General features: G+C 63.6%; 21 protein-coding genes. 12 read left to right on the top strand and 9 right to left on the bottom strand.

What is annotated here, in order from left to right; all coding sequences use genetic code 11:
- Positions 1-81: 81 nt before the first annotated feature.
- Positions 82-729 (top strand): DUF4136 domain-containing protein, encoded by a 648-nt coding sequence (locus M2361_RS21070; protein WP_259251645.1) that lies wholly within the window; start codon positions 82-84, stop codon positions 727-729.
- 87 nt (positions 730-816) lie between these two features.
- Here the strand turns inward: M2361_RS21070 and M2361_RS21065 are convergent, their stop codons facing one another.
- A complete protein-coding gene (locus M2361_RS21065; protein ID WP_100857078.1) occupies positions 817-1,200 on the bottom strand; it encodes an H-NS family nucleoid-associated regulatory protein in 384 nt (127 codons plus the stop codon).
- 814 nt (positions 1,201-2,014) lie between these two features.
- On the opposite strand from M2361_RS21065, the gene tldD reads away from it, so the two are divergent.
- The 6 genes from tldD to glcF all read left to right on the top strand — a co-directional run bounded on the left by tldD (position 2,015) and on the right by glcF (position 10,399).
- Complete coding sequence (tldD, locus tag M2361_RS21060) at positions 2,015-3,475, top strand: metalloprotease TldD (RefSeq protein WP_050445979.1); 1,461 nt, start codon at positions 2,015-2,017, stop codon at positions 3,473-3,475.
- A 278-nt stretch (positions 3,476-3,753) separates the two neighbouring features.
- Complete coding sequence (gene aroG / locus M2361_RS21055; RefSeq protein WP_100857077.1) at positions 3,754-4,827, top strand: 3-deoxy-7-phosphoheptulonate synthase AroG; 1,074 nt, start codon at positions 3,754-3,756, stop codon at positions 4,825-4,827.
- Between the two features lie 139 nt (positions 4,828-4,966).
- Positions 4,967-6,376: an FAD-binding oxidoreductase gene (locus M2361_RS21050; protein ID WP_259251644.1), complete on the top strand. Its 1,410-nt coding sequence runs from the start codon at positions 4,967-4,969 to the stop codon at positions 6,374-6,376.
- Positions 6,377-6,539: 163 nt separating this feature from the next.
- Positions 6,540-8,039 carry an FAD-linked oxidase C-terminal domain-containing protein gene (locus M2361_RS21045; protein WP_259251643.1) on the top strand — a complete coding sequence of 500 codons (1,500 nt, stop codon included), beginning with the start codon at positions 6,540-6,542 and terminating at the stop codon, positions 8,037-8,039.
- Between the two features lie 11 nt (positions 8,040-8,050).
- Positions 8,051-9,157 (top strand): glycolate oxidase subunit GlcE, encoded by a 1,107-nt coding sequence (gene glcE, locus M2361_RS21040; protein WP_259251642.1) that lies wholly within the window; start codon positions 8,051-8,053, stop codon positions 9,155-9,157.
- Between the two features lie 6 nt (positions 9,158-9,163).
- Positions 9,164-10,399 (top strand): glycolate oxidase subunit GlcF, encoded by a 1,236-nt coding sequence (gene glcF, locus M2361_RS21035; protein WP_259251641.1) that lies wholly within the window; start codon positions 9,164-9,166, stop codon positions 10,397-10,399.
- 77 nt (positions 10,400-10,476) lie between these two features.
- On the opposite strand, the gene M2361_RS21030 is transcribed toward glcF, so the two are convergent.
- From M2361_RS21030 to M2361_RS21010, 5 genes are all read right to left on the bottom strand, one after another.
- Positions 10,477-11,916 carry an NAD(P)(+) transhydrogenase (Re/Si-specific) subunit beta gene (locus M2361_RS21030; protein WP_050445973.1) on the bottom strand — a complete coding sequence of 480 codons (1,440 nt, stop codon included), beginning with the start codon at positions 11,914-11,916 and terminating at the stop codon, positions 10,477-10,479.
- Entirely contained in the window at positions 11,913-12,230 is a 318-nt protein-coding gene (locus tag M2361_RS21025) for an NAD(P) transhydrogenase subunit alpha (RefSeq protein WP_006224972.1), read from the bottom strand. The genes M2361_RS21030 and M2361_RS21025 overlap by 4 nt, the downstream gene beginning before the upstream one ends.
- Before the next feature lie 2 nt (positions 12,231-12,232).
- The gene (locus M2361_RS21020; protein ID WP_259251640.1) at positions 12,233-13,351 is read right to left on the bottom strand and encodes a Re/Si-specific NAD(P)(+) transhydrogenase subunit alpha; all 1,119 of its coding nucleotides are present in this window, start codon (positions 13,349-13,351) and stop codon (positions 12,233-12,235) included.
- 407 nt (positions 13,352-13,758) lie between these two features.
- Entirely contained in the window at positions 13,759-14,634 is an 876-nt protein-coding gene (locus M2361_RS21015; RefSeq protein ID WP_259251639.1) for an N-formylglutamate amidohydrolase, read from the bottom strand.
- A 70-nt stretch (positions 14,635-14,704) separates the two neighbouring features.
- Positions 14,705-15,694, bottom strand: coding sequence for a tripartite tricarboxylate transporter substrate binding protein (locus tag M2361_RS21010; RefSeq protein ID WP_259251638.1), 990 nt, complete (start codon positions 15,692-15,694; stop codon positions 14,705-14,707).
- A gap of 258 nt (positions 15,695-15,952) precedes the next feature.
- Between M2361_RS21010 and M2361_RS21005 the strand changes: the two genes are divergently transcribed.
- The 3 genes from M2361_RS21005 to M2361_RS20995 all read left to right on the top strand — a co-directional run bounded on the left by M2361_RS21005 (position 15,953) and on the right by M2361_RS20995 (position 18,931).
- Positions 15,953-16,879 carry a LysR substrate-binding domain-containing protein gene (locus M2361_RS21005; protein WP_259251637.1) on the top strand — a complete coding sequence of 309 codons (927 nt, stop codon included), beginning with the start codon at positions 15,953-15,955 and terminating at the stop codon, positions 16,877-16,879.
- A 7-nt stretch (positions 16,880-16,886) separates the two neighbouring features.
- On the top strand, positions 16,887-18,005 hold the full coding sequence (mnmA, locus tag M2361_RS21000; protein ID WP_259251636.1) for a tRNA 2-thiouridine(34) synthase MnmA: 1,119 nt from the start codon (positions 16,887-16,889) through the stop codon (positions 18,003-18,005).
- A gap of 104 nt (positions 18,006-18,109) precedes the next feature.
- The gene (locus tag M2361_RS20995; RefSeq protein WP_100857068.1) at positions 18,110-18,931 is read left to right on the top strand and encodes a sulfite exporter TauE/SafE family protein; all 822 of its coding nucleotides are present in this window, start codon (positions 18,110-18,112) and stop codon (positions 18,929-18,931) included.
- Positions 18,932-19,050: 119 nt separating this feature from the next.
- On the opposite strand, the gene M2361_RS20990 is transcribed toward M2361_RS20995, so the two are convergent.
- Positions 19,051-19,662, bottom strand: a complete 612-nt coding sequence (locus tag M2361_RS20990; RefSeq protein WP_100857067.1) for a glutathione S-transferase — start codon at positions 19,660-19,662, stop codon at positions 19,051-19,053.
- 161 nt (positions 19,663-19,823) lie between these two features.
- Here M2361_RS20990 and purB point away from each other — a divergent pair, with 161 nt between their 5' ends.
- A complete protein-coding gene (gene purB, locus M2361_RS20985; protein ID WP_259251635.1) occupies positions 19,824-21,200 on the top strand; it encodes an adenylosuccinate lyase in 1,377 nt (458 codons plus the stop codon).
- A 58-nt stretch (positions 21,201-21,258) separates the two neighbouring features.
- A complete protein-coding gene (locus tag M2361_RS20980) occupies positions 21,259-21,717 on the top strand; it encodes a cytochrome c (protein ID WP_259251634.1) in 459 nt (152 codons plus the stop codon).
- A 102-nt stretch (positions 21,718-21,819) separates the two neighbouring features.
- Here the strand turns inward: M2361_RS20980 and M2361_RS20975 are convergent, their stop codons facing one another.
- Positions 21,820-22,512 carry a cytochrome b/b6 domain-containing protein gene (locus M2361_RS20975; RefSeq protein ID WP_259251633.1) on the bottom strand — a complete coding sequence of 231 codons (693 nt, stop codon included), beginning with the start codon at positions 22,510-22,512 and terminating at the stop codon, positions 21,820-21,822.
- A gap of 133 nt (positions 22,513-22,645) precedes the next feature.
- Positions 22,646-22,927 carry a hypothetical protein gene (locus M2361_RS20970; RefSeq protein WP_259251632.1) on the bottom strand — a complete coding sequence of 94 codons (282 nt, stop codon included), beginning with the start codon at positions 22,925-22,927 and terminating at the stop codon, positions 22,646-22,648.
- Positions 22,928-23,565 lie beyond the last annotated feature (638 nt).

The raw sequence follows: 23,565 nt of genomic DNA, 5'->3' as shown, positions 1-23,565 counted from the left end.
CGGGCTACGGCAAACTTTTTGCATTGCCCCCAGTCAAAGCTCAGTATGATGGCGCCGTCGTGCGCAACAGGAGTCGCAAAAATGTTCCAAATGTCATCGTTCAGTGTGGGCCGCTGGGCTGGATTATTGACTTTGGCGGGGGCGCTGACGTTGACGGGTTGCGCCGCGCCCACCGTGTCGGCGCGCGTCACATCATTCCAGCAATGGCCCACCGGCGTGGAAGGGCAGACTTATCAGTTTGTGGTCGCGGACCCCAACCAGCTCAATAATCTGGAATATCAGTCTTACCAGGACATGGTGCGCGCCGGCATCGGTGCGACCGGCTTGGTTGAAGCGCAGCCGGGTGCCAAAGGGCGCTTCGATGTGTCTTTCACTTATGGCACGAGCCAGACGCAGGTCATGGTGCGCCGAGCCTACGACCCCTACTTCTACGGTGGCTATGGCTATGGCGGCTACGGGGGCTTTTATGGGGCGCGCCCATGGGGGCCAGGCTTTGGCTACTGGGGTCCGGAGTGGGTGGATGTGCCCATGGCCGTGCAACGCAACGCGCTCAGCCTGAAGATCCGCGATACCCAGCGCGGGGGCGCCGAGGTATATCGCTCCACCGCCTTCATACTGAGTCAGGGTGATGATTTCATGCGCACAATGCCGTATCTGGTGCGCGCGATATTCGACAATTTCCCGGGAAATAATGGGGCGGAACGTGAGATCGAGTTCCCGCTGAGGTAAGCGCGGGGCCGTTCCATCGGCAAGATTCAAAAATAAATCGGCGCACCAATTTGGTGCGCCGATTTATTTCTTACTACAGAATAGGTTTTATTCTTTGATAAGAAAACTGTCGCGGGTGGCGCCGGAAGCTTCTTCGGCTGCAAGCCAGCGCGGTGCTTTACCGCGACCGCTCCAGGTTTCGCCAGTTTGCGGATGGCGGTACTTGGGCGCGACTGCGCGCTTGGGGGCGGTTGCCGGGCGGGCAGCCGCGCCAGCCTTGCGTCGGCCGCCGGGAGCCACGCGGGCGGGCTTGCCGGTGCCGTAAGCCGCAATGATCTCTTCCGGGGTAATGTCGTATTCGCGCATGGACGTGATGATGGAGCTGATCACGGGCTTGCGACGCTTCGTTTGAAGGACTTCCGCCTTCTTTTGAAGCTTGTTGATTTCCTTCTCGATCTTTGCTTGCAGTGCTGCGTATGTTTCTCGGGCCATGGTTTATTCCTGATTATGGAACTGCTTTAATCGCCGGCGGAGTTATGTTTATTTGTTGTGCTTCGCATAATACATAAGTTACGGCTTGACTTCTCTATTTTCGACCTAATTACTTTGTATCAAAAGGGCCGCAAAGCCTGTGGGTATGCGGCCGGGCACCAGAAGCAAGATTTGGGAAGGATATTCCTAAATTTGGGATGGTTTGAAACAAATGGCAGGTTGGTTCACAAGGCGGACGAATGCGGCAAACAATGCCCACCAAGACCCTGTTTTGTTTCAAATGGCGAGCAAATCCAAGTGTATGACCGGTCACACCGAACCATTTTCGGGTGGGTGGGGCATCCATTTAACGGACCGGGTTCAAGCTTCATTTCAGATCGTCGTCAGGAGCCAGGCCGGGTTCTCTGAATTGCCTTGGCTAAGCGGCGTTATGCATTTTGGCATTGCGCATTTCTCGGATTGATATGGCTGCAAAAGTCACCGCCGGATCGCGTCTTTGTATTTTCTCGAGCTTGTATGACGACTTTCGACGATCTGCTTCCCTTGTAGGCCAAGGCAGGTTGGCAAGCGCAAAATCTAGGTGGGTGAGGGAACCGGGTTGTTATGGGACGGAACAATATTTGGTTGTAATTGCTTAACTTGATACTCACTCTTGCGCTGCTATTTGCTTCACTTCCCAATAATGTCCAAGGGGGCGACGCTTGATCTTGACGCGGGCGGGACGCCGGACCCCGGTCGGCGGTACGATACGGTCTTGCGCATCAATGCAAAGCGCGCGCGCTCATGCCGCGCCGATGCCCCCTGAATAGAGCCTATGAAAATCACTGATCCCGCTATTGCTTCCCTTGCCACCGCCAAATCGCTACTGCTGGACCCTTGGGGCCTGACCGAAGCGGACATGGCTCGCGCGCTGGGTGAGATCTTCACCCACAAGGTCGATTACGCCGATCTGTACTTCCAGTACACGCGCAGCGAGGGTTGGAGCCTGGAAGAGGGCATCGTCAAGACCGGCAGCTTCTCGATCAGCCAGGGCGTGGGCGTGCGTGCCGTGAGCGGCGAGAAAACCGCCTTTGCCTACTCTGATTCGCTGTCCGCCGACGCGCTGCTGTCCTCGGCGCATGCCGTGCGCGGCATTGCGCGTCGCGGGGCGGGCAAGGTCAAGGTGGCCGCGCAGGTCGAGGCCGAAATGGGCCGCAGCCTGTACGCCGACATTGATCCCGTGGCGACCTTGAGCGCCCCGGAAAAGGTGGCGCTGCTGGAACGTATCGAGCGCATGGCGCGTGCGCAAGACCCGCACGTGATTCAGGTGATGGCGGGCTTGGGCGCTGAATACGATGTGGTGCTGGTGGCGGGCAGCGATGGCCGCCTGGCCGCGGATGTGCGCCCGCTGGTACGCCTGTCGCTGACCGTGATCGCCGAACGCAACGGCCGCCGCGAAATGGGTCACGCCGGGGGCGGCGGACGCCTGGGGCTGGCGTACTTCACCGACGAAATGCTGCAAGGCTATGTGGAACGCGCCGTGCACGAAGCCATGGTGAACCTGGAAGCGCGCCCCGCGCCCGCCGGCGAGATGACGGTGGTGCTGGGGTCGGGCTGGCCGGGCATCCTGCTGCACGAGGCCGTGGGCCACGGGCTGGAGGGCGACTTCAACCGCAAGGGTTCCAGCGTGTTTTCGGGCCGCATCGGTGAACGTGTCGCCTCCAAGGGCGTGACCGTTGTGGACGACGGCACCTTGCCGGACCGCCGTGGCTCGCTCAATATCGACGACGAGGGCAACGCCACCCAGCGCAACGTGCTGATCGAAGACGGCATCTTGCGCGGCTACATGCAAGACACGTTGAATGCCCGTCTGATGAAGACCGCCGCCACCGGCAACGGCCGCCGTGAATCGTTCGCGCATCTGCCGATGCCGCGCATGACCAATACGTACATGCTGGCCGGCGACAAGCCTGCCGAAGAAATCGTGTCGTCCGTCAAGCGCGGCTTGTACGCCGTCAATTTCGGCGGTGGTCAGGTTGACATTACCAGCGGCAAGTTCGTGTTCTCGGCATCCGAGGCCTACATGATCGAAGACGGCAAGGTGACCTACCCGGTCAAGGGCGCCACGCTGATCGGCAACGGCCCTGACGCCATGACCCGCGTCACCATGATCGGCAACGACCTGCAACTGGATTCGGGCGTGGGCACCTGCGGCAAGGACGGCCAAAGCGTGCCGGTGGGCGTGGGCATGCCGACCGTGCGCATGGAAGGCCTGACCGTGGGCGGCACCGCCTGATCGCAAAACGGGGCCGCCACATCCGATTAAAAACGATGTGACGGCCCAAAAAAATTGTGCTAGAGTCGTTTCCCATGAAATTCGCGTCCCCCGCCTTTTACTTTTATTTTTATAAGTTTCTGAAGCCGCTGGCGGAGGAAGGGACGCGCTCAATCTGAAGTTTGGAAAGAATCCCCCCCAAAAAAGCCGCCAGCGAACTGGCGGCTTTTTTTGTGCCGCCGGGATCGGAACAGACCGATCGGATTGGACCCGTTGGCGGGCAACCCAGGAGCAGTACCGTGTCACACAATACCGACGACCTTCGCATCCGAGAAATCAAGGAACTGAATCCGCCCGCGCACGTGATGCGTGAGTTCGCGTGCACCAAGGAGGCGTCCGATACCGTGTTCGCCGCCCGCCAGGGCATGCACCGCATTCTGCACGGCATGGATGACCGCATGATCGTCGTGATCGGCCCGTGCTCGATCCACGACACCCGTGCCGCCATTGAATATGCGAAGCGTCTGAAGCCGGTGCGTGACCGCCTGAGCGCCGACCTTGAAATCGTGATGCGCGTGTATTTCGAAAAGCCGCGCACCACGGTGGGCTGGAAGGGCCTGATCAATGATCCGGACCTGGACGGCAGCTTCGACATCAACAAGGGCGTGCGCGTGGCCCGTGAACTGCTGCTGGACATCAACAGCATGGGCTTGCCGGCGGGCTGCGAGTTCCTGGACATGATTACGCCGCAGTACATCGCGGATCTGGTCTCCTGGGGGGCGATCGGGGCGCGCACGACGGAAAGCCAGGTGCACCGCGAGCTGGCATCCGGCCTGTCGTGTCCGGTGGGGTTCAAGAACGGCACGGACGGCAACGTGAAGATCGCGGTCGATGCGATCAAGGCCGCGTCGCAGCCGCACCACTTTTTGTCGGTGACCAAGGGTGGGCATTCCGCCATTGTGTCGACGGCGGGCAATGAAGACTGTCACGTCATCCTGCGCGGCGGCAAGACGCCGAACTACGATGCGGCCAGCGTGGACGCAGCGTGCCATGACGTGTCCAAGGCCGGACTGGCGCAACGCATCATGGTCGACGCCAGCCACGCCAACAGCAGCAAAGACCCCGAAAACCAGCCCCGCGTCATCGACGACGTGGCGCGCCAGATGGAAGCGGGCGACGCCCGGCTGGTCGGCGTCATGGTGGAAAGCCACCTGCTGGGCGGCCGCCAGGACATGGTGCCCGGCAAGCCCCTGGTTTACGGCCAGAGCATTACCGACGGCTGCATCGATTGGGATGCGTCGGTTGCCGTGCTGGAACGCCTGGCACAAGCCGTGCGCGAGCGCCGCCGCGTTGCGCTGACGTCGGGCAAGTAAGCGGGACACGCCGCAAACCGTCTTCCTGGGGCGGTTTGCGGTGCAGCATGCGTAGCGGCGTAGAATATTTGGGTTGACGAACCTTGCGACCCGCGCGAACCCTCGCGCATTCCGCGAAATCCCCGAGAACACGCTGATCATGAACGCTCCCTTGCACGCTGAAACGTTGCGCCGTCCGGTGCCCGCCGCCTGTCTGGATGCCTTGCGCGCGCGCTTTGGCGACCGCCTGTCCGAGTCCGCCGCCGTCCGTGAACATCACGGCCGCGACGAATCGCCGTATCCCGCCATGCTGCCCGACGCCGTGGTCTTCGCGCACAGCACCGAAGACGTGGCCGCGGTTGCCAAGCTGTGCAACGAACATCGCGTTCCCTTGATTCCCTATGGCGCCGGCTCGTCGCTGGAAGGCCATATCCTGGCGATCCAGGGCGGCATCAGCCTGGACCTGTCCCAGATGAACCAGGTGTTGGCCATCAACGCCGAAGACCTGACCGCCACGGTGCAGGCAGGCGTGCTGCGCAAGCAGCTCAACGAAGAAATCCGCAGCACCGGTTTGTTTTTCCCGATTGATCCGGGCGCCGACGCCAGCTTGGGCGGCATGGCAGCCACCCGCGCTTCGGGCACCAATGCCGTGCGCTACGGCACCATGCGCGAAAACGTCATGTCGCTGACCGTGGTGACGGCCGATGGGCGCATCGTCCGCACGGCGGGCCGGGCGCGCAAATCGTCCGCGGGCTACGACCTGACGCGTATCTTCGTGGGTAGCGAAGGCACGCTGGGCATCATCACCGAAGTCACGGTTCGCCTGTATCCGCAGCCTGAGGCCGTGTCGGCGGCGGTCTGCAACTTTGAGACGCTGGATGACGCCGTGCAAAGCGTCATCGAAATCATCCAGATGGGCGTGCCGGTGGCGCGCGTGGAGTTCATGGACGCGGCCAGCGTGCGGTCGGTGAACCAGTACAGCAAGCTGAGCCTGCGCGAAACGCCGCTGCTGGTGTTTGAATTCCATGGCAGCCCGGCCGGCGTGCAAGAGCAAGCCGAAACCGTGCAAGCCATTACCGCCGAACATGGCGGCATGGACTTCGAATGGGCCGAACGCCCCGAAGACCGCAGCCGCCTGTGGACGGCGCGCCACAACGCCTACTTTGCCGGCCTGCAATTGCGGCCCGGCTGCCGCGCCAGCACCACCGACGTTTGCGTGCCGATCTCGCGCCTGGCTGACTGCGTGCGCGACACCGTTGAAGAGTTGGATCGCGCCAGCTTCCCGTACACCATCGTTGGCCACGTTGGCGACGGCAATTTCCATGTGCTGATGTTGTTGGACGCCGACAATCCGAAGGAATGGGAAGAGTCGGAAACGATCAACCACAACCTGGTGCGCCGCGCGATTGCCGCTGACGGCACCTGCACGGGCGAACACGGCGTGGGCTTGCACAAGATGCAGTTCATGGCGGAAGAACATGGCGACGATGCGCTTGAGCTGATGCGCAGCCTGAAGCATGCGTTTGACCCGAACAACATCTTGAACCCGGGCAAGATCGTGTCCTGGTAAACCCCTCGACGCACCCCATCAAGCCGACGCATTCGCCGTCGGCTTTTTTGCGTCTGATACGCGCGCAATTACTGCTAGTTACGTATCCGGCGAGCCGCTTATCCCATGGATGCGGGTAAATCCCGGCCTGTGTTCATAGTGCGCTCGCGCTATTGTTGCGCTCATGAATTCACTGGTCGAAACCGGCCTGGCACAAGTGCAGGCGCCTTATTCGTTGCAGCAGCTCATCGAGGCGTTGTCGGCCGCGTTGCCCGCGCACTGCGTCTTGTTCCGCGAGGAAGATACTCGCCCCTACGAATGCGACGGCCTGTCGCTGTATCGCGCGTTGCCGGCCGTTGTTGCACTGCCTGAAACCGAAGAGCACGTGCAAGCCGTCATGCGGATCTGCAAGCGCTTGAACGCGCCCGTGGTGGCGCGTGGCGCGGGCACCGGTTTGTCGGGCGGCGCCATGCCGCATAGCCAGGGCGTGTTGCTGGGGCTGTCCAAATTCAACCGCATCAAGCATATCGATTTGGCCAGCGCCACGGCGGTGGTGCAGCCCGGCGTGCGCAACCTGGCCATTTCCGAAGCGGCTGCGCCCTACGGTTTGTATTACGCGCCGGACCCGTCCAGCCAGATCGCCTGTTCCATCGGCGGCAACGTGGCTGAAAACTCCGGTGGCGTGCACTGCCTGAAGTACGGCCTGACCGTGCACAACGTGCTGCGTGTGCGGGTCGTCACGATTGATGGCGACATCGTAGAACTGGGTTCCGAAGCGCCCGATGCGCCGGGCCTGGATCTGCTGTCGGTCTTCATCGGTTCCGAAGGCATGTTGGGCGTGGTCACCGAAGTGACCGTGAAGCTGATCCCCAAGCCCGCTTGCGCGCAGGTCGTGATGGCCAGTTTTTCCAGCGTTGAGGCGGCGGGCAATGCCGTCACACACGTGATCGCGGCGGGCATGATTCCCGCCGGCCTGGAAATGATGGACCGCCGCGCCACGCACATGGTGGAACCCTTCGTGCGCGCGGGCTACGACATGGACGCGCAAGCCATTCTGCTATGCGAGTCCGACGGCACGCCCGACGAAGTGGCGCACGAGATTGCGCGGATGGAAGCGGTGTTCCGCGATGCGGGCGCCACGCGTTGCCAGGTGTCCACGTCGGAAGCCGAACGCCTGAAATTCTGGGCAGGCCGCAAGAATGCGTTTCCGGCGGCGGGCCGCGTGTCGCCCGATTACTACTGCATGGATGGCACGATTCCGCGTCGCCATCTGGCGCGCGTGCTGGGCGCTATCGAACAGATGGAAGACGAATTCGGCCTGCGCTGCGCCAACGTGTTCCACGCTGGCGACGGCAATCTGCACCCGCTGATTCTGTTTGATTCGAACAAGCCGGACGAGGTTGAACGTGCCGAAAAATTCGGCGCGGCCATTCTTGAGCTGTGCGTGCAGGTAGGAGGCACCGTGACCGGAGAGCACGGTGTGGGTATGGAGAAAATAAATCAAATGTGCGTGCAATTCTCTCGCGAAGAACTCGACGCGTTCCTGGCGGTCAAGCGGGCGTTCGACCCGCCGTGCCTGCTGAATCCTGAAAAAGTCATACCCACGCTGGCCCGCTGCGCCGAATACGGCAAGATGCACGTCCATGCGGGTGAGTTGCGGTTCCCCGATCTCGCTCGTTTCTAGGACGTATCCCTATGGATTTTGTCCTGTCGGAATTGTGCGACCAGGTCATGACGGCCCGTGCCGGCCACAAGCCGCTGTTTGTGATGGGTGGCGGCAGCAAGGCGTTCTACGGCAACTACCGCCCAGTCACGCCGCAAGATGGTCACTGCCTGTTGGATATGACGCCGTATCGCGGCATCGTCAGCTATCACCCGTCCGAACTGGTGGTGACGGTGCGCGCGGGAACGCCCTTGGCCGAACTGGAAGCGGCGCTGGCCGAGAATGGACAGATGCTGGCCTTTGAACCGCCGCACTTCGCGGATACCGCGACGGTGGGCGGTTGCGTGGCGTCGGGCCTGTCCGGACCGCGCCGCATGAGCGCCGGCGCGCTGCGTGATTTTGTACTGGGCACGCGGCTGCTGGATTCAGAAGGGCGGGTGCTGTCGTTCGGCGGTGAAGTCATGAAGAACGTTGCGGGCTACGATGTGTCGCGCCTGTTGGCCGGATCGCACGGCATCTTCGGCGCCATTCTGGATGTGTCGTTGAAGGTGGTGCCCCGCCCCATGGAAGAGCTGACCTTGGTGCTGCCCGCCACGCAGGCGCAGGCCTTGGCCAGCTTTGCGTTATGGCGTGGCAAGCCCTTGCCGATCTCCGCCACCAGTTGGACAGGCGGTGATGACAATGCCGAGGGCGTGATGCATGTGCGCCTGTCGGGCGCCCCGCCGGCAATCGCCAGCGCACGGCGCGTCGTGGGGGGAGACCCGCTGGCGCCCGATGCGGCCGATGCGTGGTGGCGGTCCCTGCGTGAGCAGACCCATGAATTTTTTCATGCGGACCGCCCCTTGTGGCGTCTTGCCTTGCCTCCCACCGCCGCGGTGCTGGGGCTGGGCCAGACCCTGATTGAATGGGGCGGCGGGCAGCGTTGGCTGTCCGGTCAGCACGACGCGGCCACGCTGCGCGAGACCGCCGCGCGGATGGGCGGGCACGCCACCTTGTTCCGCCTTGGCAATACCAAGCCGCCGGTTGACGGTGTCTTCCATCCTCTTGCGCCTGGCGTTGCGGCGATCACACGCCGGCTCAAGCAGGAGCTTGATCCGTCCAGCCTGTTCAACCCTGGCCGCCTGGTTCTGGAGCTATAGCGCGTCATGCAAACCAACCTGGCATCCTGGGCCCGCGACACCGACTTGGGCAACGAGGCCGACGCCATTCTGCGTCGGTGTGTGCATTGCGGTTTCTGCACGGCCACCTGTCCCACGTATCAGGTGCTGGGCGACGAACTCGACAGCCCGCGCGGGCGCATTTATTTGATCAAGCAGGTGTTGGAGGGCGCGCCGCCCACGCAATCCACGCAACTGCATCTGGACCGCTGCCTGACCTGCCGCAATTGCGAAACCACTTGCCCGTCGGGCGTGGAGTACGGGCACTTGATCGATATCGGTCGCAAGATCGTTGACGAGCGCGTGCCGCGTTCCTGGGCGGACAGGACCAAGCGCAATCTGCTGCGTCGAGCCATGTTGTCGCCGCTGTTCGCGCCCGCGATGCGGGTGGGGCAGGCGATGCGTGGACTGTTGCCTGAAGCGCTCAAGCGCAAGGTGCCCGAGCGCCGTGACGCGGGCGTGTTGCCCCAGGTTGCGGGGCACGCGCGGCAAGTGCTGATGCTGGCCGGTTGCGTGCAGCCGGCCATGATGCCCACGATTGATGCCGCCACCATCCGGGTGCTGGACGCGGTGGGTATCGGTGCGCGCATTGCGCCGGGCGCGGGGTGCTGCGGCGCGGTCAGTTTCCATCTGGATGCGCAAGAAGCGGCGCTGGCGCAGATGCGCGGCAACATCGACGCCTGGTGGCCGCTGGTGCAAGACGGCGCGGTCGAAGCCATCGTCATGAATGCGTCCGGCTGCGGCGCGATGGTGAAGGAATACGCGCATCACTTGAAGCATGATCCCGCCTACGCGCAGAAGGCGGCGGACATCGTCGCGCTGGTCAAGGACGTGGCCGAGATTGTGGCGCCGCATGCCGCGCAACTGCGCGCGCGCTTGCCTGATGGCGTGCGTGCCGCCTTTCATCCGCCGTGCACGCTGCAACACTGGCAGGGCTTGCGGCCCTTGTCCGAGCAACTGCTGGTGGACTTGGGATTCAACCTGCAACCCTTCGCGGACCCGCATCTGTGCTGCGGATCGGCGGGGGCGTATTCCGTGTTGAACCCGAAGATCGCGCTGGAGCTGCGCGACCGCAAACTGGGCGCTATTGCCGCCGGCGGGCCGGACGTGATCCTGTCGGCCAACATCGGCTGCATCGGGCACCTGCAAAGCGGCACCGACACGCCGGTGCGGCATTGGGTGGAAGTGGTGGACGAGCAGTTGCGCCAAGTGGCTGCGACCTAGGGGCAGGCCGTGCTGCCTGCCACGAATGCCTGTGGTCAGGCATTCGTGGACCTCTTGGGCTTGGGGCAATCAGCGGTCTATTCGACCGCTTTCACCATGTCTTCCAGCACTTTCTTCGCGTCGCCGAACACCATCATCGTGCGGTCCATGTAGAACAACTCGTTGTCCAGGCCAGCGTATCCCGAGGCCATGGAGCGCTTGTTCACGATCACGGTGCGCGCCTTGTAGGCCTCAAGAATGGGCATGCCGGCAATGGGCGACTTGGGGTCGTTCTTGGCGGCGGGGTTGACCACGTCGTTGGCGCCCAACACCAGCACCACGTCGGTCTGCGCGAACTCGCTGTTGATGTCTTCCATTTCGAAGACCTGGTCGTAGGGCACTTCGGCCTCGGCCAGCAGCACGTTCATGTGGCCCGGCATGCGACCGGCGACGGGGTGTATGGCGTACTTGACCGTCACGCCGCGCTCGGTGAGCTTGGTCGCCAGTTCCTTCAGCGCGTGCTGCGCGCGCGCCACGGCCAGGCCGTAGCCCGGCACGATGGTGACGCTTTCGGCGTTGCTCATGAGGAAGGCCGCGTCATCCGCGCTGCCCGACTTGACGCTGCGCTGCTGCGCCGCGCCCGCATCCGCCGCGCCGCCCGCCTGCCCACCGAAGCCGCCCAGGATCACGTTGAAGAACGAGCGGTTCATCGCCTTGCACATGATGTAGGACAGGATGGCGCCGGACGAGCCCACCAGCGAACCGGCGATGATCAGCATCGGGTTGTTGAGCGAAAAGCCGATGCCGGCCGCGGCCCAGCCCGAGTAGCTGTTCAGCATCGACACCACCACCGGCATGTCCGCCCCGCCGATCGGAATGATGATCAGCACGCCCAGCACGAAGGCGATCAGCGTCATGATGATGAACGGCGTCCATTCCTGCGTCAGCATGAACCAGACGCCGCAGCCCAGCATCACCAGCGCCAACGCCAGGTTCAGCATGTGCTGGCCTGAAAAGACGACGGGCGCGCCTTGGAACAGCCGGAACTTGTACTTGCCCGACAGCTTGCCGAACGCGATGACCGAGCCCGAGAACGTGATGGCGCCCACGAACGTGCCGATGAAGAGTTCGAATCGGTTGCCGGTGGGAATAAGCATGCCGGCCGGCACGATGCCGAACGCATGCGGTTCGGCCACCACCGCCACCGCGATGGCCACCGCCGCCAGGCCGATCATGCTGTGCATGAAGGCAACCAGTTCGGGCATTTTCGTCATCTCGACGCGGCGCGCCATCAAGGTGCCGATGGAGCCGCCCACCAGCAGGCCCAGCACGACCCAGCCCAGGCCGATGGTGGCGGTGCCCTCGCGCGCCAGGCCGATGATGAGCGCCGCCGTGGTCAGCACCGCGATCGCCATGCCGGCCATGCCGAAGGCGTTGCCCAGCCGCGATGTGGTCGGGTGCGACAGCCCCTTTAGCGCCTGGATGAAGCAGATCGAGGCAATCAGGTAAAGCAGGGTGACCAGATTCAGCGAGATCATTTCGCTTCCTCCTTGCCCGGTTTGCGATCTTTTTTCTTGAACATTTCCAGCATGCGCCGCGTGACGAGGAAGCCGCCGAAAACGTTCACCGCGGCAAGCGCCACGGCGAACACGCCCATGCCGCGCGCCAGCCCGCCTTCGGTCAGCGCGGCCGCCAGCATGGCGCCCACGATGATGATGGCCGAGATGGCGTTGGTGACCGCCATCAGCGGCGTGTGCAAGGCGGGCGTGACATTCCAGACGACGTGATAGCCGACATAGATGGCCAACACGAAGATGATGAGGTTCATCAGGGTGGGATTGATCGCTTCCATGTTCAAGTCCTCCGCGCCACATTGCCGCCTTCGCATACCAGGCAGGCCGCCACGATTTCATCGTCGCGCTGGATCGCCAGCGCGCCGTCCGCATTGATGATGAGCTTCAGGAAGTCCATGACGTTGCGCGCGTAGAGCGCGGACGCGTCGGTGGCGACCAGGCCCGGCAGGTTGGTCAGGCCGATGATCGTCACGCCATGCTTTTCAACGATCTGGCCTTTTTCGGACAGCGGGCAATTGCCGCCGCGCTCGACAGCCAGGTCGACCAGCACCGAGCCGGGCCGCATGGCGGCAACGGTGTCGGCGGACACCAGGGTCGGCGCGGGGCGGCCGGGGATCAGCGCGGTGGTGATGACGATGTCGGCCTGCTTGCAGCGTTCAGACACGAGCGCCGCCTGACGCGCCATCCATCCGGGAGGCATGGCGCGCGCGTAGCCGCCCTTGCCTTCGGCAATTTCGCGTTCCTCGTCGGTTTCAAAGGGCACGTCGATGAACTTGGCGCCCAGTGACTCCACCTGTTCGCGCGCGGCGGGGCGCACGTCGGACGCTTCAACCACCGCGCCCAGCCGCTTGGCCGTGGCGATGGCCTGCAACCCGGCGACCCCGGTGCCCAGCACGACGGCGCGCGCGGCTTTCAGGGTGCCGGCCGCGGTCATCATCATGGGAATCAGCCGGCCGTAGTGGTGCGCGGCCAGCAGCACGGCCTTGTAGCCGGCCAGGTTGGCCTGCGAAGACAGCACATCAAGGCTTTGCGCGCGCGTGATGCGGGGGGCTGCCTCCAGGGCGAAGCCGGTAAGCCCCGCGGCGGCCATGTGTTCAATGCCTTCGGCGTCGAACGGGTCGAGCATGCCGATGACGACGGCGCCCGGTTTCATGTGGGGCAATTCGGTGGGGGAGGGGGCGCGAACCTTCAGGACGAGTTCCGCGCCCAGGGCATCCTGGGTGGAACCGAGCGTGGCGCCCGCGGCCTCATAGGCGTCGTCCGGATAGCGGGCGGCGGCGCCTGCCCCACGCTCCACGACAACGGTGTGTTTGCCGCCCAGGTACTTCTTGACGGTCTCCGGTGTTGCTGCGACACGGGTTTCCCCGTCTCGGGTCTCTTTTGGTATCCCGATGTGCATCGACGCCTCTCCTCAGAAGGTTCGCCGTAGTTATACACGCTAATCTCGCCCCCACGCCGCGCTCATTGCATTCGCTTGCTGCCCCCCGAGGGGGCTGGCCCGCCTTGGGGCGGCCCGGCGGCGGGCCGTTGCCCCAAGAGGGTGTGCCCCCACGCTGCGCTCATTGCATTCGCTTGCTGCCCCCCGAGGGGGCTGGCCCGCCTTGGGAGCGGCCCGGCGGCGGGCCGGCTTCTCCTTCGCGCGCTCGTTGCTTGCGCATATCTTGGGCGGTTAGTTCTTTTGATTGAGGGCTTTAATAGGGCGAAAAAAAGCCCCATGGCGAACCATGGGGCTTGGGCTTTGCAGCCCACTTGCTCCGGCCAGTCTTACCACGCCGCTGGCCGGCACTTGCGCGTAAACGTCCGGCGTCAGGCCGTTTGCGCGCGAGTCCAGTTGATCAGCGCGGCGGTGAGGTCACGCAGATCGGCCTTCAGGCGGCCATAGTTTTCGCTGGGACGCAGCGTCACTTCGTCCATATACAACTTGCGGTTGATTTCGATCTGCAGGCTGTGGCGGCCTTCTTCGGGGCGGCCAAAGGCGCGCACCAGTTCCACGCCCTTGTAGGGATCGTTCACGGTCACGTTGTAGCCGCGTTCACGCAGCCACGCGGCGATGAATTCCCGGAAGGCCGGGTCGCTGGTGCTGCCATCGCGGTCACCCAGCACGAAGTCGGGGTGGACCAGGCCGGGGCGGTCGGTGGCGAAGGCGCCGGCCACGCTGGGCATGGAGTGGCAATTGATATGCCAGACCTTGCCGAACTTCTTGTGGGCGGCATCCAGCACCTGGCCGAGCGCGGCATGGTACGGCTTCCAGCAGGCGTTGATGCGGTGGCGCACTTCTTCCACCGTCAGCTTGCGGTTGTACAAGGGCGTGCCGTCATCCAGCATGCGCCAGATCAGGCCCTTGCCCAGCTTCACCTTGGGCGACGCGTTGATAGCGTCAGGCCAGGCTTCGTCCAGCAGCAATTCGTCGATCTCGTCGGGGGCGCGGTTGGCGTCGATGTAGGCGCGCGGGAACGCGGCTGCAACCATCGGCACGCCCTGGTCGAGCGCGTCGCCCCACAGGTCGTCAACCCAGGTGTCCTCGGCAGTGCGCAGCGCGCCAAAGTCCACCGCGGCGGCGAAGTCGGGAGGGTAGGCGGTGCCGCTGTGCGGAGAGTCCAGCACAAGCGGGGCCGAGGATTCCGAATCCGGATAGTGCTGCGGAAGGTCGAGCCGGTAAGACAGGGGTTGGGTAATTCGCATATAGAGGTACTGCGTTCGTGAATCGGAGGCCCCCGCGGCCGAAGATGGCGCGGCGGGGGCCGAAGATCGCTTAGTCGATCTTCACGTTGGCTTCTTTGGCGATGCGCTTGTTCTTGGCGATTTCCGCCGCGATCTGCTTGCCGAAGTCGGCCGAACTATTGGCGGCGGGCGAGGCGCCCAGCGCTTCCAGGCGCGTCTTGACGTCGGCTTCCGCGCTGACCTTCTGCACGGCGGCGTTCAGCTTGGCCAGGATGGGTTCCGGCAGCTTGGCCGGGGCAACCAGGCCAAACCACGACGAGTCGTTCACGGCCGGCAGGCCGGCTTCGGCGAACGTGGGCACGTCGGGCAGGGCAGCCACGCGCTTGGGCGCGGCGACGGCCATGGCGATCAGGCGGCCCGATTGCACGTGCGGCAGGGTGGACGGCAGGTTGTCATACATGACGTCGACCTGGCCGGCCAGCGCGTCGTTCAGCGCCGGGCCCACGCCACGGTAAGGCACGTGCATCAGGTCGGTGCCCGAGGACATCTTGAACAGTTCGCCCATCATGTGCGACACCGAACCGTTGCCGGCCGACGCGTAGGTCAGCTTGCCCGGCTCGCTCTTGGCCAGCTTGATGAGGTCGGCAATGTTCTTGGCGTTGACCTTGGGGTTGATCGTCATGATGTTCGGCACGGCCGCCAGGTTCGAGATGGGCGTGAAGTCCTTCTCGCCATCGAACGGCAGGTTCGGGTAGATGGCCGGGTTGATGCCGTGGGTGCTGACGGTGGCGATGCCCAGGACGTAGCCGTCCGGTGCGCTGCTGGCAACGAAGGCACTGCCGATCGAGCCACCGGCGCCGCCGCGGTTTTCAACCACCACGGTCTGGCCCAGTTCCTTGCTCAGCTTGTCCGCGAACAGGCGGCCGACGATGTCGGTGGTGCCGCCGGGCGGGAAGGGAACGATCAGGCGGATGGGCTTGCTCGGATACGCGTCTTCAGCGTGCGCGATACCCGAGGTCAGCGGCATGGCCAGGGTCGCGGCAGCGACACACAGGCCCAGTATTACGTTACGGCGTTGCATGGATTCCCCTAATAAATTGGAAAGCGGATGCGCAAAGGCAGACGCAAACGCAATGATTCTTTCCTGGCGGGGCAGTTTGCGCAAACGAAAGTTTCTCCGTAAGCTATGACTTTTTTTCATGCCTCTTGTTTGCCGACACGGATCGAGCGTTACTTTTGTGTAACTTTTCCGTCTCGCGGCGTCATCGCGAAGGCAGGGGATTGCATCCCCGATCAAGCCCCGCTGGGGCGGGAGCCCCACGCTGCGTGGGGGCACAAAATGCGACGTTTCTGTCCCTCATTAACCGATCTGCAGGCGTTTGAAGTCGCCGCGCGACACAGTAGCTTCACGCGCGCGGCGCAGGAATTGTGTGTCACGCAGGGCGCCGTCAGTAAACAGGTGAAACATCTGGAAGAGTTCGTCGGCGTCGAACTATTCCTGCGCATCAGGCAAGGCCTGGTGCTGACCGAGGCCGGCCGCAGTTATCTGACCAAGGTTCAAGCGGGCTTGGGCCAGATCGAAGCCGCCACCGTTGAGCTGATTGCGCATCAGGGGCAGGGCGGCACGCTCAACCTGACCTGTATGCCCACGTTCGGCGCGCGCTGGCTGATCCCGCGCCTGACGGCCTTCATGCGCTTGCGCCCCGACATCCATGTGGAATTCCTGCCGCACCGCCAGGGCTATGATTTTTCCACGCCCGAGCTGGACGCCGCCGTCCGCTTTGGCGAAGGCTTGTGGCCGGGCAGTGGCGCCGACTACATCGTGGGCCGCGAAATCGTGCCGGTGTGCAGCCCGCGCCTGATCCCGGGTGGCTGCCCCTCGCCAGAAGCGCTGCTGGCTTATCCGCTGCTGCACCATACGTCGGCGCTTGAAGGTTGGCGCGATTGGTTCGAGCAGGCCGGCTGCGACAGCCGGCGCAGCCTGGAAGGGGCGCGCTTTGATCAATACGCGCTGTTGTCCCAGGCGGCCGCCGCCGGTTTCGGTGTGGCGCTGATCCCGCGTTGCCTGATTGAAGACGAGCTGCGCGACGGCAAGCTGGCCGTGGCGATGACGCTGCCGATCCGCGCCCGCATGGGCTATTACCTGTGCTATCCCGAGCAGAAAGCCAACCTGCCCACCTTGCAGGCGTTTCGCGCCTGGTTGATGGAAGTCTCCCGGGCGGCCGAGCCGCAGCCCCGGGAAGACGCCGTGTCCGAACTAAAATAGCCGCATCATGAGTCAAATATCCACCAAGAAAGGCCGCGTGGTCGTAGGCATGTCGGGCGGGGTCGATTCTTCGGTCACCGCCTGGCTGCTCAAGCAACAAGGCTATGAGGTCGTCGGCCTGTTCATGAAGAACTGGGAAGACGACGACGATTCCGAATACTGCTCAACCCGCCAAGACCTGTTGGACGCCGCCAGCGTCGCGGACCTGGTTGGCGTTGAGTTCGAATTCGTCAACTTTGCCGCCGAATACAAAGACCGCGTGTTCGCGGAATTCCTGCGCGAATATTCAGCGGGCCGCACGCCCAACCCCGACGTGCTGTGCAATGCCGAGATCAAGTTCAAGGCTTTTCTTGACCACGCCATGGCGCTGGGCGCCGAGCACATCGCCACGGGCCATTACGCGCGGGTGCGCGAAGTGCCGGCGGCCGGCGGCGGCACACAGTTCCAGCTGCTCAAGGCGCTGGACGCCTCCAAGGACCAGAGCTATTTCCTGCATCGCCTGAACCAGGCACAGTTGTCGCGCACGCTGTTCCCGCTGGGCGAAATCCACAAGACCGAAGTGCGGCGCATTGCGCACGAGATCGGTCTGCACAATGCCGCCAAGAAGGACTCCACCGGCATCTGCTTCATTGGCGAGCGTCCGTTCCGCGAATTTCTGAACCGCTACCTGCCGACCGAGCCGGGCCCTATCCTGACGCCGGAAGGCCAGCAGGTGGGCCGCCACGAAGGCCTGTCGTTCTACACGCTGGGTCAGCGCAAGGGCCTGGGCGTGGGTGGCGTGAAGGGGCGCCAGCGCGAAGATGGCACGGCCGAGGCCTGGTACGTGGCGCGCAAGGACCTGGAACGCAACATCCTGTACGTGGTGCAAGGGCATGATCATCCGTGGCTGCTGTCCGGCCAATTGCAGGCGCAGGACGCCAGTTGGGTGGCGGGCCATCCGCCCGAGATCGCGAGCTATGGCGCCAAGACACGCTACCGCCAGGCGGATGCGGCCTGCCGTCTGGATAAGGCTGATGGTGACACCTTCGCCCTGGATTTCACCGACCCGCAATGGGCCGTGACGCCTGGCCAGTCGGCCGTGCTTTACGATGGCGATGTTTGCCTGGGTGGCGGCATCATTCTGTAGTGCGCGCCCCTGGGGGGCGTGTGTGATCAAGCAGGGCCCCGTGGGCGTGATGCCCGCGGGGCCTTGTTCATGAACCCAAGAATTCAAAACGAGAGGAGACGGTTGTGGATGTTTCGATGTTGATTTGCCTGCTGGTGCTGGGCGCTGTGGTCGGCTTTGCCGCGGGCCTGCTGGGCATAGGCGGCGGGATGTTGCTGGTGCCTTTCCTGACGATGCTGTTTGCCTGGCAGGGCATGCCGCCTGAATTGGTGGTGCATGCCGCCATTGCAACGTCGATGACGTCCATTCTGTTCACGTCCGTTTCCAGCGTGCGGGCGCACCAGCAGCGCGGCACGATCAAATGGAACATCGTGTGGGCCATGGCGCCGGGCATCATCATCGGCGGCCTGGTGTCGGGTGGCGCGGTCTTCGCCGCGCTCAGCACCTTGTGGTTGTCGTTGTTCTTCGCGCTGTTCGTCGGCTATTCGGGCTGGAGCATGCTGCGCAACAAGAAGCCCAAGCCGGCTCGCCAGATGCCGGGCGTGGTGGGCACCAGCGCGGCGGGGGCGGGCATCGGGTTCCTGTCCGGGTTGGTGGGCGCGGGCGGCGGATTCCTGTCGGTGCCGTTCATGGTCTGGTGCAACGTGGCCCTGCACAACGCGGTGTCGACCTCGGCGGCGCTGGGCTTTCCGATTGCGCTGGCAAACAGCGTGGGCTATGTGGTGTCGGGCCTGAATGAAGGCACGTCGCGACCCGGCATGCTGGGCTACATCTATTGGCCTGCCTTGCTGGCGCTGGTGTGCACCAGCGTGCTGACCGCGCCGCTGGGCGCGCGGATGGCGCACCGCTTGCCGGTGCAGACGTTAAAGCGCGTGTTCGCCTGCCTGTTGTTCGCCTTGGCGGCGTACATGCTGTTCAAGGCCTGGCAGACTTTCGCGGGGCAATAGGGGCGATAGAGGCAAGAGGTCGGTGGCGGCGGCTTGCCATGCCGCTGCCGCAATGCAAACCGGCCGCGCGTGGCGGCCGGTCGTCAAGTGCGCATGCCTGATAGGCAGGCAGGCGCCCTTCAGGCGGTTTGGGGCAGGGTGTCGATGAACGACTGCCGCTGAGCCAGTTTGTCGTGCAAGCGGGCCAGGTTCAGATGGTTGGCGCGCCAGTCCAACGCGGCAAAGCGCAGATCCAGATAGCCCAGCGCGCAACCGACAGCGATGTCGGCCAGGCTGTAGTTGATGCCCATGCAGTGGGCGTTGTCGCCCAGGCTCTTGTTCATGGCATCCAGGCTGGCGTGGATCTTGCCGAATTGGCGTTCGATCCATTCCGGGCTGCGCTGAGCTTCGGGGCGCTGGTTTTCCTTGACGATGGCCACACAGGCGTCCAGGACGCCATCGGCGATGGCCTCCCAGCATTTGACGGCCGCGCGGTCGCGCCCCTGCTGGGGAATCAGGCGGGCCACGGGCGACAAGGTGTCCAGGTACTCGACGATGACGCGCGAATCAAATAGCGCGCCGCCATCTTCCATGACCAGGCACGGAACTTTGCCCAGCGGGTTGTACGTTTGGATCTGCGTGTCGGCGGACCAGACGTTTTCGAGTTCAAGCCGGTAGTCCAGCTTTTTCTCGGCCATGACGATACGCACTTTGCGTACGTATGGACTGGTAAGCGAGCCGATCAGTTTCATGGAGTCACAAGCGGAGTCGAAAAGCGGCCGAAGTATAGCAGGCCGCATGACGGTCACACCGTCCGCGGGTCGGAATCTTCGCCAGTTTGCCACAATGTTGCATGGCCTCGGATGATAAAATCGTCGGGTTTTCCCATCCGTAGCCATTTCTACCCCAGACCATGCAAATCGCCGATCAGTTGAGCCAACTTAATGCCCTTTCGCCATTGGATGGCCGTTACGCTTCCCGGAGCGACGCGCTGCGCGGTCTGCTGTCCGAAGCCGGCTTCATGGCGCACCGCGTCGAAGTCGAGGTGGCCTGGCTGGTCGCCCTGTCCGACGCCGGCCTGCCCGAGCTGCCCGCCTTTTCCCAGGCCGCCCGCCAGCGTCTGCAGCAGTTGGTGCAGGATTTTTCGGAATCCGACGCCGCGCGCATCAAGGACATCGAGCGCGTCACCAACCATGACGTGAAAGCGGTCGAGTACTGGCTGAAGGAAAAAGTGGCCGACGACGCCGAGCTGGCCCGCGCCGCCGAATTCATCCACTTTGCCTGCACGTCGGAAGACATCAACAACACCTCGCACGCGCTGATGTTGTCGCGCGCTCGCGATCAGGTGGTGGTGCCGCGCCTGCGCGAACTGGCCGCCAAGCTGAACGACATGGCGGTGGCCCAGGCCGACCAGCCGATGCTGTCGCGCACGCACGGCCAGCCGGCCAGCCCCACCACGCTGGGCAAGGAATTCGCCAACGTGGCCGCGCGCCTGAACCGCGCCATCGCCGCCGTCGAGGCCGTGGAACCGCTGGCCAAGCTGAATGGCGCCACCGGCAACTACAACGCCCACCTGTCGGCCTATCCGGAAATCGATTGGCCCGCCTTCAGCCAGCGCGTGCTGACCGGCCTGGGCCTGACCCAGAACCGCCACACCATCCAGATCGAACCGCATGACTGGATGTCGGCCCTGTTCGACGCCATCACGCGCGCCAACATCATCGTGCTGGACCTGGACCGCGACATCTGGGGCTATGTGGCGCTGGGCTACTTCAAGCAGCGCCTGAAGGAAGGCGAGGTCGGTTCGTCGACCATGCCGCACAAGGTCAACCCGATCGACTTCGAAAACTCCGAAGGCAACCTGGGCCTGGCCAACGCCGTGCTGCGCCACTTGGCCGACAAGCTGCCGATCTCCCGCTGGCAGCGTGACCTGACCGACTCCACCGTGCTGCGCAACCTGGGCGTGGGCCTGGGCTATTGCCTGGTCGCGTGGGATGCCTGCATGCGCGGTCTGGGCAAGCTGGAAGTCAATACGGCCGCTATCGATGCCGACATCGACGCTTGCTGGGAAGTACTGGCCGAGCCGGTGCAAACCGTGATGCGCCGCTACGGCCTGCCGCAGCCCTACGAGCAACTCAAGGCCTTGACCCGTGGCAAGGGCATTACCGAGGAAGCCCTGCGCGAGTTCATCCAGGGCCTGGCCCTGCCGGAAGAGCCAAAGGCGCGCCTGTTGGCGATGACGCCTCGGTCATACATTGGACTGGCCGCCGAGCTGGCCCGGGCGGTATAGTCGCCATGCCGCGCGCGTCATGCGCGCGGCATTCTTGATGTACTTACGGGAGATTGCAATGCAGAAGTTGTCCACGCTTGTCGCGTTGGCCTGTATGACCGTGGCGCCGTTGCTAGCGACGACCGCCTCGGCGCAGTTCGCCAAGCCCGAAGACGCGGTCAAATACCGGCAATCGGCGTTGACGCTGATGGCCTCGCACTTTGGTCGCATGGCGCCGGTGGTCAAGGGCCAGGCGCCGTACGACGCCGCGCAGATCAAGGCCAACGTCGAGGTCTTGAAGACCCTGTCGGCGTTGCCGTGGGCGGCTTTCGGGCCGGGTACGGAAGGCGGCGATGCGCGTCCCGAAATCTGGAGCGATGCTGCGGGCTTCAAGCAAAAGCAGCAAGCCTTCCAGGACAATATCGTGAAGCTGTCGGCCGCGGCTGACTCGGGCGATCTCGACAAGCTGCGCGCGGCCTTTGGTGACGTGGGCGCAAGCTGCAAGTCCTGTCACGACTCCTACCGCAAGAAGAAGTAAGGCCTTGCCGTCCGCGGGCGGCATCGGTACTTGCCAAGCAAAAGCCCCTCGATGTATCGAGGGGCTTTTTGTTTTTGGGCTGCCGGATAGGTGCGTGGCGGGCTACGAAAAAGACATGTCGGCGACGACTTCCATCGACCGTATCCACAACACCAGGCCCGTCACACAGGCACCCAGCACGAGGGCGCGCAACCACACGGCGAAGCCGTCTTGCGCGGGGGGCGTGCCGGCGGGCAGGTCCTTGGCGTCGACGTCGCCCGTGATGATGGCCCGCACCAGGCGCTTGCGGCGCACCAGCGCGTACCAGGCCACCGCCAGAAGGTGCAGCGCGATCAGGGCGATGATGACCCACTCATTGAGCTTATGCCACGAGGTCAGGGCGCCGGAGATGGGCGCGCTGACGTAACCGAACAGCGGTCCCTGCGTCATGATGTCGTCGGTGGTGAACAGGCCGCTGACAGCTTGAAAACCGACGGCCAGCAGCAGCGCCAATACCGACAGGGCGCCCAGCGGGTTATGCCCGGCGGGCGCGGCCGCGCCCTTGAGGTATTTGGCCACCGCGCCCGGGCCGCGCACGAAGGTTGCAAAGCGCGCATAGCGCGGGCCGACGATGCCCCACAAGAGGCGGAAGATGATCAGGCCCAGCGCCGTACAGCCAAAGCGCACGTGCCAGTCCATATACAGGCCGCCCAGCTTGACGCTGACAAACGCGCCGACGATACAGACGACAAGCGCCCAGTGGAAGAGGCGGGTGGGAAGGTCCCAGATGCGTACCGCGAGTCGGTTGTTCTGCATGGGGGGATTTACTCAGGCTACGTTGCCAGCGACTTTATCACGCAAGAAATGAAATCGCGGCGGCTGGAATTGAAATCGCCGCGGCTCAGGCGCGGCGAGCGGGCAGAAAAATCGGCGCCGTGGCGCCGATGGTTTAGTGCGAAGCGCTGCGCACCGATTCGATGCGATGCACATGCTCGTGGCGGAAGCGGATCCGTTGGCCGGGCGCCTTCTGCGTGGTATTTCCGCAGGCCACGACTTCCGTCGTGTAGGTCGTCGTGCCGTTGATGGGCGCGTTGAAAATGACCGTTGCGCGGATGGCCGGGCCATTGGCCGGTTGCAGATGAACGATGTCGCCGATGTGAATCGGGGTGTTGTCCAGCGTCGTGTGGGCCGGGCGGCGGATCAGGTCCGAGGTAGTGAAACGAGTATTCATGGTGTGTGTTCTCTTAAGTTCTAGTTATTAGAAAAGCTGCGTGTTGCGCATGCTGCGAAGGGCGGACGTACCAAAAGCGCCTCGCGTCCTCGCGGTTGCCTTGTCGCCGGGTTATTCAGACAGGGCAGGCATGACACTAACGCATAAGTGTTGCCGTCAGTTTGCGCATTCTCATGTTTTTTGCGTGCGCGCGTAACGGGGTGGTGCAACCGATGCCATCAGTCAGTCCTGGACGGTATCGGTTCGGGCTCAAGTGGCGTGCTTGCGGTAGCAGGCGGCCGTCAGGCCCGAGGGGTCGCTCAGAGAGGGTTGGCTCTGGCGGATGCTGTGCGGCCGCCGTCGTGGTTACGACTTGGGCTGCAACGTGTCTTGTTGCTTGTTTTTAAACTTCTTTCCAAACCGGACTGGCGGGATGGTGAAGATGTGCTTGGCTGTTGCCGTGCTTTCCAGGCGGAAGCCGACGATTTGCGTTTTCGCGTTATGGGTTTTCGCAAACCGGATCGAATTTCCGGGTGGTAGGCAGGCTGCCGGCAAAGCGCGCTTGTTGTGGCGCGGTGAGTCTGGTTCACCAGAATCAAGCCGGGTTGTTAGCCTTGGGGTTTAACCCCGGGTTTAGCCAATTTCTTGAATGTTTCCGG

This window comes from Achromobacter sp. JUb104 (assembly GCF_024806975.1).
In the GTDB taxonomy this organism is placed as follows: Bacteria; Pseudomonadota; Gammaproteobacteria; order Burkholderiales; family Burkholderiaceae_B; genus Achromobacter; species Achromobacter spanius.
This window is presented reverse-complemented; position numbering and strand designations above follow the sequence as displayed.